Annotated in this window: 10 protein-coding genes; 5 read left to right on the top strand and 5 right to left on the bottom strand. The window is 73.3% G+C overall.

Features of this window, described 5'->3' with window-relative positions:
• Positions 1–23: 23 nt before the first annotated feature.
• The gene (locus SSPS47_RS14075; RefSeq protein WP_164251444.1) at positions 24–1,493 is read left to right on the top strand and encodes a PAS domain S-box protein; all 1,470 of its coding nucleotides are present in this window, start codon (positions 24–26) and stop codon (positions 1,491–1,493) included.
• Positions 1,494–1,542: 49 nt separating this feature from the next.
• On the opposite strand, the gene SSPS47_RS14070 is transcribed toward SSPS47_RS14075, so the two are convergent.
• The gene (locus tag SSPS47_RS14070) at positions 1,543–2,298 is read right to left on the bottom strand and encodes an SIS domain-containing protein (protein WP_164251443.1); all 756 of its coding nucleotides are present in this window, start codon (positions 2,296–2,298) and stop codon (positions 1,543–1,545) included.
• A 221-nt stretch (positions 2,299–2,519) separates the two neighbouring features.
• Here SSPS47_RS14070 and SSPS47_RS14065 point away from each other — a divergent pair, with 221 nt between their 5' ends.
• Together SSPS47_RS14065 and SSPS47_RS14060 are read left to right on the top strand one after the other, a co-directional pair.
• Entirely contained in the window at positions 2,520–3,215 is a 696-nt protein-coding gene (locus SSPS47_RS14065; protein WP_147876746.1) for a metal-dependent transcriptional regulator, read from the top strand.
• 619 nt (positions 3,216–3,834) lie between these two features.
• A complete protein-coding gene (locus SSPS47_RS14060; RefSeq protein WP_147876747.1) occupies positions 3,835–4,698 on the top strand; it encodes an alpha/beta hydrolase in 864 nt (287 codons plus the stop codon).
• Between the two features lie 48 nt (positions 4,699–4,746).
• Here SSPS47_RS14060 and SSPS47_RS14055 read toward each other — a convergent pair whose 3' ends face one another.
• From SSPS47_RS14055 to SSPS47_RS14040, 4 genes are all read right to left on the bottom strand, one after another.
• Complete coding sequence (locus tag SSPS47_RS14055; RefSeq protein ID WP_164251442.1) at positions 4,747–5,157, bottom strand: PPOX class F420-dependent oxidoreductase; 411 nt, start codon at positions 5,155–5,157, stop codon at positions 4,747–4,749.
• Positions 5,158–5,359: 202 nt separating this feature from the next.
• Positions 5,360–7,081: a transporter gene (locus SSPS47_RS14050; RefSeq protein WP_239064904.1), complete on the bottom strand. Its 1,722-nt coding sequence runs from the start codon at positions 7,079–7,081 to the stop codon at positions 5,360–5,362.
• A complete protein-coding gene (locus tag SSPS47_RS14045) occupies positions 7,078–7,971 on the bottom strand; it encodes an ABC transporter ATP-binding protein (RefSeq protein WP_164251441.1) in 894 nt (297 codons plus the stop codon). The genes SSPS47_RS14050 and SSPS47_RS14045 overlap by 4 nt, the downstream gene beginning before the upstream one ends.
• A 74-nt stretch (positions 7,972–8,045) precedes the next feature.
• Positions 8,046–8,741: a bifunctional DNA primase/polymerase gene (locus tag SSPS47_RS14040; RefSeq protein ID WP_203557843.1), complete on the bottom strand. Its 696-nt coding sequence runs from the start codon at positions 8,739–8,741 to the stop codon at positions 8,046–8,048.
• 318 nt (positions 8,742–9,059) lie between these two features.
• On the opposite strand from SSPS47_RS14040, the gene SSPS47_RS14035 reads away from it, so the two are divergent.
• Positions 9,060–10,442, top strand: coding sequence for a transcriptional regulator (locus tag SSPS47_RS14035; protein ID WP_164251439.1), 1,383 nt, complete (start codon positions 9,060–9,062; stop codon positions 10,440–10,442).
• A gap of 352 nt (positions 10,443–10,794) precedes the next feature.
• Positions 10,795–12,522, top strand: coding sequence for a hypothetical protein (locus SSPS47_RS14030; protein WP_203557842.1), 1,728 nt, complete (start codon positions 10,795–10,797; stop codon positions 12,520–12,522).
• The last annotated feature ends 163 nt before the right edge of the window (positions 12,523–12,685 follow it).

The following is a 12,685-nucleotide window of genomic DNA, read 5'->3' as shown; positions in this document are numbered from 1 at the left end:
GCAGCCGGCAGGGGGTGCCAGGGATGAGTGCTTCCCGGAGTGAGACCGCTCGCCCGCCCGGCCCCGACGAGCCGGAGTCCGGCGAGGCCGGGGCGGTGGGCCCCGACAGCGGGCCCGGGGCCGATCTGCTCGCCGCGCTGCTCGACGGGATGGACGCCGCCCTGTGCGCGTTCGACGCCGACGGCGTCATAACGCACTGGAACCGCGAGGCCGAGCGGATACTCGGCTGGTCCGCCGAGGAGGCCGTCGGCCGGCGCGGATTCGCCGGCTGGGCCGTGCGCAGCGCCGACGCCGACGAGGTGCACGGGCGGCTGATGTCGGCGATGGAGGTGCCCGGACGGCTGGTCCACGAGTTCGCGCTGCTGCGCAAGGACGGCGGCCGTGTCCTCGTACGGACCCAGTCGGCGGGGGTGCGCGGCGCGGACGGCGGCCCCGCCGGGGTGTACTGCGCGTTCGGCGAGGTGCACGCGCAGATCGACCTGGAGCGGTCCATCGCGCTCAGCGAGGCGCTGTTCGACGACGCGCTGTGGGGCGTGGTGCTGGTCGACGTGGACCTGCGGCCGACGGTCGTCAACGGGCACGCCGCGCGTGCGCTCGGCTCGAACCGTACGGCGCTGCTCGGACGGCCCCTGGGCGAGACCGTCGTACAGGGCGTGGAGGAGCTGGAGGGCGCGCTCCACCACGTACTGGCGGAGGGTGCGCCGCGGGCGCTCGCCGAGCTGTGGGTGACGCTGCGCAAGGCGGACGGCGGTGAGCGGCGGCGCTGCTGGCGCAGCGGCTTCCTGCGGCTCGCGTCCCCGCTCGCCGAGGAACCGGTGCCGCTGGGCATCGGCTGGCTCTTCCAGGACGTCACGGAGGCGAGGCTCGCCGCGCAGGAGGCGGACAAGCTGCGCTTCCGCTCCAGCCAGCTGCATCGCGCCGGGCGGGCCGCGGGTGAGTGCGAGAGCCCGATGGAGGCGGCGACGGTCTGTCTGGACTTCGCGCTCGTGGGCTTCGCCGACCACGCGCTGATCGATCTGGTGCACGGCGACCCGGGCGCGGCGACCGCGCCCGGTGGCAGGTCCCACGGTGACAAGTGGTCCGGTGACCCGCCGACCCGCCTCGTACGGGTGGCGGCGACGCCGGGCGGTTCGGTCGGCCCCTGTCTGCCGGTGGCGGCGGGCGGGATCCCCGTGCGGTACCGGGACGGGCATCCGGCCCTCCAGGCGGTGGCCCGCACGGGCTCGGTGCGCGCGAGCGCCCCCTCGGGGGCCTCGACCACCCCGACCTGGTCGGTCTCCCGCCAGTGGCCGCCCGACTCCGTGCACGCGCTCTGCACGGTGCTGCGGAGCCGGGGCAGGACCCTGGGCGTGGTCACGTTCCTGCGGGGTGCCAGCCGCCCGTCGTTCGAACGCCAGGACGCGGTGTACGCGGAGGACGTGACGGCCCGCATGGCGGCGTCGCTGGACCTGCTCCGGGCGGAGGAGACGCGGCCGGAGGCCGGGCCCGGGTGATGAGGCGCGGCCGTACCGGTGCCGGACCCCAGGTGCCGGGCGCCGGGTTTCAGTGCCGGTAGAAGATCCGGTCCCCGTACTCCGTCATCACGCGCCCGTTCCACTCGTGCCCGCCGTCCACGTTCCCCGACCGCAGCATCGGCGGGTCGATGCCGCGCTCGACCAGGCCGCCCGCGGCGGTCGCCACCATGGCCTGCATCAGCGCGCTCGTCACGACGGTCGACGCGGGCGCGAACGGCGCCTCGATGCCGTCCGCCGACAGCTCCGCGTCGCCCACCGCGATCTTGTTGTCGAGGACGATGTCGCAGTGGTCCTTGAGGTACGTGCCCGACACATGCCGGGACCCGGTCTGCGTCGCGTACGCCACCGATGTCACGCCGATCACCTTCAGGCCCAGCGCCTTCGCGTTGAGGGCCATCTCCACCGGGAGCGCGTTGCGCCCGGACAGCGAGATGATCACCAGGACGTCGCCCGCCTTCGCGGGGCTGGAGTCGAGAACCGCGCTCGCGAGGCCGTCGACCCGCTCCAGCGCGGAGCCGAGCGTCGCGGGCATGACGTCGACGCCCGTCACGCCCGGCACGGTGAGCAGGTTCATGAGGGCGAGACCGCCCGCCCGGTAGACGACGTCCTGAGCGGCGAGCGAGGAGTGCCCGGCGCCGAAGGCGAAGACACGGCCGCCGGAGGCGACCGTCTCGGCGATCGCCTTGCCGGCCGCTTCGATGCTCGCGGCCTCCTCGTCGCGTACGCGCTCCAGCAGACCGATCGCGGCGCCGAAGAACTGACCGGCCAGCGTGCTCTCGCTCATCGGGAGACCTTCCGTAGGGGGCGGGAAAGAGGGCGGAACAGACAGGGAACGGGGGCGGGAATGCCTGTGCCGCGGATCACGTTGCGGTCTGGACCTTTACCGTGTCAATACGGCTTCCTCATGGGCGGCTTCCCGTACGGCACGGTTGTCGGTGCGATGCGTCAGAATTGAGCAGGGGCCAGCGCACGGTTGTTTTCATGTCACAGCATCGAGGGGCACGTATGTCCGGACTGATCGACACGACGGAGATGTATCTCCGCACCATCCTCGAACTCGAAGAGGAAGGTGTGGTCCCCATGCGCGCCCGGATCGCGGAGCGGCTGGATCAGAGCGGGCCGACGGTCAGCCAGACCGTGGCCCGCATGGAGCGCGACGGGCTGGTGCAGGTCGCGGGCGACCGGCATCTGGAGCTGACCGAGGAAGGGCGCAGACTCGCGACCCGGGTGATGCGCAAGCACCGCCTCGCCGAGTGTCTGCTGGTCGACGTGATCGGCCTGGAGTGGGAGCAGGTGCACGCGGAGGCCTGCCGCTGGGAGCACGTGATGAGCGAGGCGGTGGAGCGGCGGGTGCTGGAGCTGCTGCGGCACCCGACGGAGTCGCCGTACGGCAATCCGATCCCGGGCCTGGAGGAGCTGGGCGAGAAGAAGGAGGCCGACCCCTTCCTCGACGAGGGCATGGTCAGCCTGGCCGATCTCGACCCGGGCAGCGAGGGCAAGACGGTCGTGGTGCGGCGGATCGGCGAGCCGATCCAGACGGACGCCCAGCTGATGTACACCCTGCGGCGGGCGGGCGTGCAGCCCGGCTCCGTGGTGAGCGTGACGGAGTCGCCGGTGGGCGGGGTGCTCGTGGGCAGCAGCGGAGAGGCCGCAGAGCTGGACTCCGAGGTCGCCTCGCACGTCTTCGTCGCCAAGCGCTGACCTACCGGGGTCTCCGGGACCCGTACCGGTCCCGGACCTCGGCTCAGCGCTCCGGCCGCCCCGCGCACGGGCGGCGGGTCGGGGCTGCCCGGTGACGGCTGCGGAGAGTGTTCCCCTGGCGACGGAGAATGCAAATATCCCGGCGGAATGGCAGCGGGCGGGCGATTCGCGTGCCAGGCTTGTCGAGGGGCATATGACCTGAGGGCAGCGGTGGCGGACCTCGTTCCGCGGCCGAGGAGGGAGCGGGGCTGTGCGCCTGATGCTTTTCGCTGTGCCCGCCGCGCGCGGTAAGGGCCCCGGCGCTTTGCGGCGCCGGGGCCTGTCCTCCCCTGTTCCGACCCGGAGCCCCGAGCTCCCAGGGTCGGTCCCCGCGAACCCTCATCCCCGAGTGGTCCGCCTCCTGGAGAAGATCTCCCCTCCGGCGCTTCGGACAATCCTTGACCACCGTCACTCGTACGAGCGGTGTTGCGCGCCAGGACCCAGTTTTCGAATGGGAGTTCGATAGCCTGGGGGAGTCGTGCGACCGAACGGCACAACGAACGGCACGGCATCGAACGGCACGGCATCGGGCCGGTGCCATCGACTCGACCACTCAGGACCGAAGGGGGTGCCAGGACACATGGTGCAGCGCATCGATGTGACCGGATTCGACGGGCTGCGGCTCGCTGCCTGGGAGTTCGCCGATCCTCCCAAGGAGCCGGCCGGGACCGGACCCGCCCCCGGCGTGCTGCTGCTCCACGGACTGATGGGCCGCGCCTCGCACTGGGCGGCCACCGCGCGCCGGCTGTCCGGGCGTCACCGGGCGGTCGCGCTCGACCAGCGGGGCCACGGCCGCAGCGACAAGCCGCCCGAAGCGCCGTACACACGCGAGGCGTACGTGTCGGACGCCGAGGCCGCGATCGAACAGCTCGGCCTGGCGCCCGTCACCCTCGTCGGCCACGCCATGGGGGCGCTCACCGCCTGGCAGTTGGCGGCGAAGCGTCCCGACCTGGTCGGTGCGCTGATCATCTGCGACATGCGGGCGTCCGCGCTGGGGGCGGCGTCGCAGCGGGAGTGGGTCGACTGGTTCCGCACCTGGCCCGTCCCGTTCGCGACGCTCGCCGACGTGCGGAAGTGGTTCGCCGAGGACGACCCGTGGCTGGAGCGGCCGAGTCCGGGCCGGGGCGAGTACTTCGCCGAGGTGATGGCCGAGCGCGCCGACGGCTGGCGGCCGGTCTTCTCCCGCCGCCAGATGCTCGTCTCCCGGGAGACCTGGGTGCACGACGCGCACTGGGAGGAGCTGGCGCAGGTCCGCTGCCCCACGCTGGTCGTGCGGGGCCTGGACGGCGAGCTGGGCCGCGCGGAGGCGCAGGAGATGGTCCGCGTCCTGCCGCACGGGCGGTACGCGGAGGTGACGGACGCCGGGCATCTCGCGCACTACGACCGGCCGGACGCCTGGCACGCCGCGATAGAGCCGTTCCTGGACGGCGCGTTGACGGCGTAGCCGGGGACGGCGACCGGGCGGTCCGCGCATGCCGGGCGGACTGCCGCGTCAGGCCGCCGAGTTGCCCGTGAGCCGTTCCGGGGTGATCCGGATCGTGACGCGTACGACGTCGGGCGGCAGGTTCAGATACTCCTGCCCGGCGCCGGGGCCCTCGTACTCCTCGGCGAGCGCGACGGCTGTCCGCCGACCGATGTCCTCACTGACGGTGGCCGTGCCGCGCACCTCCACGTACCGCTCCGGGTCGGCCATGTCGAACACGCTGAGGCTGACCCTCGGTTCACCGGCCAGGTTCGTCACCTTGCGACGGCCCGCCTGCGAGGAGATGACCAGGTCGTCGCCGTCCGTACCGACCCAGACCACCGAGGACTGCGGACCGCCGTCCGGGTTGACGGTGCACAGGACGGCCGGATTGCGGCCGTCGAGGATCTTCCGGGCGGCGGCGCTGAGAGAAACAGTCATACCGGCGAGCTTAAGACGACGCGGTCTCCTTGGATCGGCCCCGGGGCGGTTGTGCCGCACGGCCTCGGAGACCGGGTGGTGGCCGAGACGGCCGAGCAGGACCGCGTCGGTCCGCGGCGCCGCGCGCGGTCCGAGCGGGCAGGCCGCCGGGGCGCCTCGGCCGGGGCGCCCCGGCGGTCACTTCTCCCGCCTGCGGGGGCGGTCAGCCCTTGCTGACCGCCGTCAGGATCTCCGGCAGCCTCGACGCCGTCTGCGGCGCCGCCACCTTCACCCCGGCCCACGCGATCAGCGCGCCGTACGCGGTCCCCGCCGGCAGCACGAGCCACGTCAGGCCCTCAGCGCCCGACACGTGCAGGCCGATCGTCAGCCCGATCACCGGCGCGCACAGCAGCGCGCCGCCGAGCATGCCGCCGAGGATCGAGATCCACGCGAGCCCGCCCTGCCCCGGAGCGACGTTCTTGTACGCGCTGTCCTGCGGGATCGAGTACGGGAACCGGGCCGAGGCCACGGCGCCCGTCGCCATCATCGCGCCGAGCAGCGCGAAGGACAGCCCGAGCGCCTCGGGCAGCGCCCGCCAGTCGCCGAGCAGCGCGGCCGTCAGGATCGTCACCAGGGCCGAGTACGGCAGGGTGATCACCAGCAGGGCGAAGGCCCTCGCCCGCAGTTCGAGATACGCGTCACGGGTGGAGGAGATCGTCAGGGCCACCATCCAGAACGCGGAGGTGTCCTGCCCGAACTGGTTGTACATCTGGATGCCGAGCATCCCCGCCGCGAAGCACGCGAGATAGATCGAGCCGTTGCCCTGGAGGGCGTTGATCAGCGGCACGATCAGCCCGATCGCCAGCGAAGTGATCCACGCCGCCTTGGTCTTGGGGTCGCGCCACACGTACCACAGGCTCCGCTGCATCACCGTCCCCGTACGCCCCTCGGGGAGCAGCCGGCCCAGCCCGGAAGCCGACTCCTTGCGGGCCGGCCCGGCGGCGGCGATCGTCGAGCCGTCCGGGGCGGTCATCAGCTTCACGAGCGAGCGCTGCCACGAGTACATGAGCGCGGCCAACGCGGCCAGCGACAGCAGCAGTTGCAGGGCGGCCCATCCGTACGCGCCGTCGCTCACCGAGTCCACGGCGCCGATCGCCGACGCGGGCGGCAGCCAGCGCAGGACGTCGGCCACGGGGTCGAGCGCCGACAGCCCGCCCGCCTCGCTGAGCCTCTGCACACCGAAGTTGACGAACTGGATCCCGACGGCGATCACCAGACCGCTCAGCACGGCCAGGTCCCGGCCCTTGCGCGAGGTCAGCAGCCGGATGTTCGCCGCGGCCACGGCACGCGACAGCGCCACGCACACCAGCAGGGTCAGCGGTACGACGACGACCGACAGCGCGATCGCGGCGCCGCCGTGCGCGACGGCGATCGCGGATCCCAGCACCAGACAGAGCGTGAACAGCGGTCCGATACCGACCAGGGACGCGGCGAGCAGCGCACCGATCAGCGCGTGGGGCCGCAGCGGCAGCATCACCAGGCGGCTCGGGTCGAGTGTCTCGTCGCCGCTGGGGAAGAACAGCGGCAGCATCGCCCAGCCCAGGGCCACGATCGCGGTCAGTACGACGACGAGGGTGCCCGCGCCGCTGTTCCCGCGCAGCAGGATCAGACCGAGGAGCTGGCCCGCGGCGATGAGCAGGGCGAAGACGACGGAGGCCACATAGGCGGCGGTACGGCCGGAGGACTGCCGCAGCCCGTTGCGCAGCAGCGACAGCTTCAGCGTCACGAAGACCGGGGCGAGGGCGCGGGTGCCGAGGGTGGCGACGGGCGTCGTACCCGAACCGACGGGACCGGCGGGGCCGACCGATGGGGCGGGAGCGGCGGATGCCGCGCCACCCGGCGTCCCGGACAGACCCGTGCCGCCGGCCGGTGCCTCCGCGCTCATCGGGCACCGCCCAGCCAGTCCAGGGACTCGCCGGTGTCGCGGCCCTGCGCGCCGACCAGTTCGAGGAACGCGCTCTGGAGCGAGGGCGCGTCGCCCCGTACCTCCGCGAGCGTCCCCTGCGCGCGGATACGGCCCGCGGCCATCACCGCGACCCAGTCGCACAGCGACTCGACCAGTTCCATCACATGGCTGGAGAACACGACGGTCGCGCCGGACTCGGTGTAGCGCTCCAGGACACCGCGGATCGTCTGCGCCGACACCGGGTCGACGCCCTCGAACGGCTCGTCCAGGAACAGGACTTCGGGGTTGTGCAGCAGCGCCGACGCCAGGCCGATCTTCTTGCGCATACCGGTCGAGTAGTCCACGACGAGCTTGTGCTGCGAGCCCGCCAGGTCCAGTACGTCCAGGAGCTGGGTGGCGCGCTTGTCGACCTCGTCACCGGGCAGCCCCCGCAGCCGGCCGGTGTATCCGAGGAGTTCGCGCCCGGAGAGCCGCTCGAACAGGCGCAGCCCCTCGGGCAGTACGCCGATCCTGGCCTTGACCGCGACCGGATCGCCCCAGACGTCGTGCCCGGCGACCCGGACCCTGCCCATGTCCGGCCGCAGCAGGCCGGTCACCATGGAGAGCGTGGTGGTCTTGCCCGCGCCGTTCGGGCCGACGAGACCCACGAACTGGCCGGCGGGCAGATCGAGATCGATCCCGGCGACGGCGACCTGTTCACCGAAGCGCTTCCACAGCCCCTCCACGCGTACGGCGGGCGGCGCCTCCGTACGCGCCCCGCCCGCCGTGTCCGGCGCCGCATCCCGCGCCTCCCGCCGGGCGGCGGGCCGCCCGGCCGCCGTCTGTCGCCCTGTCTGCTCCGCCGCTCGGTCCGGTACGTGATCCGGCATGCCGCACTGCCCTTCGGTGTTCCTCTTCGAGATGTCGGGAGGACCCACCATAGGACGACCCCCGAGCGGGGTCCTCAGGTCCGCCGGGCCCGTGCGGCCGCCGCGTCGCGGCCGCAGGCGTACGCCAGCGGGCTGATCAGCTCCTCCGCGTCGGGGAGCCAGCGGTTCGGCGGGGTGGGCCGCCGGACCCACTGCACCGCGCCGTAACCGCCGACACGGGTGGGCGGGGCGGCGACGTAGTGGCCCTCGCCGCGCGCCACCAGGTCGATCGCCGGGGCCGACCAGCCCAGCCTCCGCACCAGGTCGTCCACCTTGACCGAGCCGCCGGGCAGCACGAAGAAGAGCATCCGGCGCTCGGGGGTGCGGGTGACGGGACCGAGCGTCGTCCCCATCCGCTCCATCCGGGCGAGCGCCAGGAACCCCGCCGACTCGGGCACGTCGAGGGCGTCGAACGTGCGGCCCGTCGGCAGCAGGACCGAGGAGCGCGGCTGCTTCGACCACAGCCTGCGCGCGGCTACGCCGCTGCCCGTCGCCTGCGTCGCCCAGTCCGGCCTCGTCGGATGCGCCCCGGGGGCCGGACAGTCGGAACGCTCGCACGAGCAGCGCTCCCTGCCGTCCACCGCCTCCAGCCAGGTGCCGGGGAACACGTCCCAGTGCCGCTCCTGCGCGTACCGCACGGCGCTGTCCAGCAGCGGCTCGCCCCGCTGCTGGGGGATCTGCGCGGCGTCCGTGACGCCCGTCACTCCGATGGTCTTGTCCACGATGAGCACAACTCCCGCCCGCACCCCGGGTTACGGGCGCCGCGGAGCGTCGCGGCGGCGCATCGATCGCGCACGCGGGGCGCACTGGTGCATGGGCGGGGGCGCGCGTGAGGTTGCGGCGTGTCGATGGGTAACCACAACCGGTGACCGGGGGTTGCCATCGGGGAGGCGCGAGGCATGAGGCGGATCACACACATCTCGGTGCCAAGCGGGCGGCGTTTCCCGAAAGTTACCGAAGATTGCTGATTTCGACCATCGCACGCATTTACTGCGTTTCCGCCGGGCAGTGATCGCTCAGTCGATCACCGCGGCCACAGGGGGTATCCATTGGCAGCCAGACCTCTCGTCGCCCGTCAGCCGAACGAACGGCTGCAAACACTCATCCAGGAAGCGGGCTGTTCCAACGCCGGCCTCGCCCGCCGGGTGAACATGGTCGGAAATGAACGCGGCCTCGACCTCCGCTACGACAAGACGTCCGTCGCCCGCTGGCTCCGTGGCCAGCAGCCGCGCGGCCGGGCCCCCGGGATCATCGCCGAGGCGCTGGGCCGCAAGCTGGGGCGCACGGTCACGATCGACGAGCTGGGGATGGCCAACGGCAAGAATCTCGCCTCGGGCATCGGACTCCAGTTCTCGCCGACGGTCGTCGGCGCGATCGAGCAGGTCTGCGAGTTGTGGCGCAGCGACGTGGGCAGACGCGACTTCCTGACCGGAGCGGCGGTGGCGTCGTCGGCGCTCGTCGAGCCGAGCCGGGACTGGCTGATCACCGGCGCGGACGCGTCGGTGGCCCGCAACACCGGTGCGCGGGTGGGGGATTCGGACGTGGCGGCGGTCGCCGCCATGACATCCGCCCTGGTCGAGCTGGACCACCGGTTCGGCAGCGGCCACGTCCGCCCGGTCGTCGTGCACTATCTGAACAGCGTGGTGTCGGGCCTGCTTTCGGGGTCGTACCCGGAGGCGGTCGGCCGCAGACTCTTCGCCGCCGTCGCCAGACTCACCGAGCTGGCGGGGTACATGGCGGTGGACACCGGTCAGCCGGGGCTCGCCCAGCGGTACTACATCCAGGCGCTGAGGCTCGCGCAGGCCGCCGGGGACCGCGGATACGGCGGCTATGTGCTCGCCGCGTCCATGAGCCATCTCGCGGCCCAGCTCGGGAACCCGCGCGAGATCGCCCAGTTGGCGCGGGCCGCGCAGGAAGGCGCGCGGGGACATGTCACCCCCAGGGCGCAGGCCATGTTCCTGGCCGCCGAGGCACGGGGGCACGCGCTGATGGGCGATGTGAGCCAGTGCCACGCGGTCGCGGGCCGGGCGCTCACCGCGCTGGAGCACGCGGATCCGGAGAGCGGGGACGACCCCGTGTGGATCGCGCACTACGACCATGCCTATCTGGCCGACGAGTTGGCCCACTGCTACCGCGACCTGGGCCAGCCCGAGGCGGCGGCGCGCCACGCGTCCGACTCACTGGCGGGGCATCCGGAGGCCCGGTCGAGACGGCGCGCGATCGGCCTGGTGCTGCTGGCGACGGCACAGGTCCAGCAGCGCGAGGTGGAGGAGGCGTGCCGTACGGGCACGCGCGCGGCGGAGCTGCTGGGCACGCTGCGTTCCAGCAGGGGGGCGGAGTATCTGGACGATCTCCAGCAGCGGTTGGAGCCGTACGGGGCGGAGCCCGCGGTACGGGAGTTCAGCGCGCGGCTGGAGACGCAGGCCGCGTGACACGGCTTTGCTACAACTTCGGCCCGGAGCGCGGCTGTACGGCGTTCGCCGGAGCGTCTGACAGCCATCGGGCGGCCGTTGCGCCGTGTTGACCACGGGGCCGGTGTGGCGTCGGTGGGACGGGGCGCGGCTCGGGCGGCGGGTCCGTGACCGGGGCGGACGGGCCGGCCCCGGCGTTCGCGGAAGGTCTCCGGCGGTCACCGGCAGCCGCGCACGGTGGTCCGATTGGTCCGCATCGCCGGCGGGTGTCTTGAACACGGGTGGCTGTGACTGATTCCGGGCGCGTAGCAGGGCTCCTGATTCACCCGGTAGCGTGAACTGACGATTCCGTAGGTCCACACTAGGAGTCCCGGTGACGCAAAGCGGACAAAGGGACGAGTCGCAGTCGCCTGCCGCTCGGCCCGCGCACGAAGGCATCGTGCTGCCCGCCGACGGCGGTCCCCCCTTGATCCCCGGCGCCCCGGCCGCCGACCAGTCCGCCCCGGCGGGCGGTCAGCCGTGGGGGCAGCCCTGGGGGCCGGGGGCGCCTCAGCCGGAGCCGCAAGGACAGCCGCAGGGGCATCAACTGCCGCCACCGCAGGCGCAGCAGCCGGATCCGGGCGCCCACGGGTCGTACGACGCGACGGGAGCGTACGGAGGCGGGGGCTACGGCTACCCGCAGGCGCCCCAGCAGCAGTACCAGCCCCCTCAGCAGCAAGAGCAGCAGTACCAGCAGCCGCTGCCGCCCGCGCAGCCCCAGGCGCAGCCCCTGCCGCAGGCACAGCCGCCGCAGCAGCAGTACGGAGCGCCGCAGGGGGGCACGTACGGTGCGCAGCCCCTGCCGGCCGAGACGCCGCCCCCGGCCGCCCCCGGCGGCCCTCTCGGCAGCGCGGACGCGACGCAGTACATACCGCCGGTGCCCGCGGCCGGGGCCGCCGACGCGACGCAGTACATACCGCCGGTGCCGCCGCAGTACCACCAGGGCCGGAACCCCGGCGGGCTGCCGCCCGAGAGCCCGGCCGAGTCCACCCAGTACCTCGGCACCGTCCAGCCGTCCCCGCCCGCCGGGGCCACGTCGGACACGGACGCCACGCAGTTCATCGCGCCCGTCCCCGCGCAGGGCCCCGGGGACATCCCGGCCGCGCCCCCCGGCGCGCCGTACGGCATCAGGCCCGGCGACCCCGGCGACCGCCAGCCGCCCGCCGAGTTCGACAGCCTCTTCCGCAGCGAGGACCCCGGCGCGGGCCAGGTCCCGGACGCGACGCAGCAGCTGCCGCAGTTCGACCCGGCCGCGGGTCCGGGCGCCGGTCCCGGCCGGGGCAGGGGCGGTCCACAGGGCCGCGGCCGGCAGGGTCACCCGCAGCAGGGGCCGGGGCAGGGCTACGGACAGGGCGGCGCACCGCCTCCGTACGGGCAGCCGCCGCGCGGCCCGCAGGAGCCGTCGGGCCCGCAGGGCCGGGCCGCCGGGCGCCGCAAGTCCTCACCGATCCCGCTGATCGCCGCGGTCGTCGTCGGCTGCGCCGTCCTCGGACTGGGCGCGGGCTGGCTGATGAGCGGGGACGACTCCAAGAAGCAGGACAACAACCAGACCGTCTCGTCGGAGAGCTCGCCCTCGGGTCCGGGCGAGGACGAGCAGCCGGCCGACCCCGCCAAGCCCCAGGCCGAGGAGCTGGACAAGCTCCTCGCCGAGAGCAACGACAGCCGGGCGGCGGTGATCAGCGCGGTCGAGTCCATCAAGACCTGCGAGAACCTGGACAAGGCCGTCAGCGACCTCCAGGGCGCGGCCGATCAGCGCCGCGACATGGTCACCCGGCTCAAGGAACTGACCCTCGACAAGCTGCCCCGGCACGCCCAGTTGTCGTCCTCCCTGACCAAGGCGTGGCAGGCGTCCGCTTCGGCGGACGACCACTACGCGACGTGGGCGGGCGAGGCGAAGACGAAGAAGGGCTGCAAGGGCGGCAAGGCCCGTACGACGAAGGCGGCCTCCGAGGGCCACGCCGCGAGCGGCGAGGCGACGGCGGCGAAGCGCCAGGCGTCGGGCCTGTGGAACGGCATCGCGACCAAGTACGGCCTCACGGAACGAGCCCCGACGGAGCTGTGACGCCGGGTGTGTCCTCGATCGCCGGACGGGCTCGGATGATCCCGTCCGGCGGGCGGAACACACCCCGTCCGGACGGGCCGAGGACGCCGGTCCTCCGGCCGGCGAGGCACCGCACCGCACGACGGGTCGCCGGCCTCTCCACCCGCGAGGGCGGGCGGGCTCC

This window comes from Streptomyces sp. S4.7 (assembly GCF_010384365.1).
Taxonomy (GTDB): Bacteria; Actinomycetota; Actinomycetes; order Streptomycetales; family Streptomycetaceae; genus Streptomyces.
This window is presented reverse-complemented; position numbering and strand designations above follow the sequence as displayed.

Excerpts from the sequence above, each read along its gene's own strand:
- SSPS47_RS14075 (WP_164251444.1), top strand. The coding sequence starts at position 24 with ATGAGTGCTTCCCGGAGTGAGACCGCTCGCCCGCCCGGCCCCGACGAG.
- SSPS47_RS14070 (WP_164251443.1), bottom strand. The coding sequence starts at position 2,298 with ATGAGCGAGAGCACGCTGGCCGGTCAGTTCTTCGGCGCCGCGATCGGT.
- SSPS47_RS14065 (WP_147876746.1), top strand. The coding sequence starts at position 2,520 with ATGTCCGGACTGATCGACACGACGGAGATGTATCTCCGCACCATCCTC.
- SSPS47_RS14060 (WP_147876747.1), top strand. The coding sequence starts at position 3,835 with ATGGTGCAGCGCATCGATGTGACCGGATTCGACGGGCTGCGGCTCGCT.
- SSPS47_RS14055 (WP_164251442.1), bottom strand. The coding sequence starts at position 5,157 with ATGACTGTTTCTCTCAGCGCCGCCGCCCGGAAGATCCTCGACGGCCGC.
- SSPS47_RS14050 (WP_239064904.1), bottom strand. The coding sequence starts at position 7,081 with ATGAGCGCGGAGGCACCGGCCGGCGGCACGGGTCTGTCCGGGACGCCG.
- SSPS47_RS14045 (WP_164251441.1), bottom strand. The coding sequence starts at position 7,971 with ATGCCGGATCACGTACCGGACCGAGCGGCGGAGCAGACAGGGCGACAG.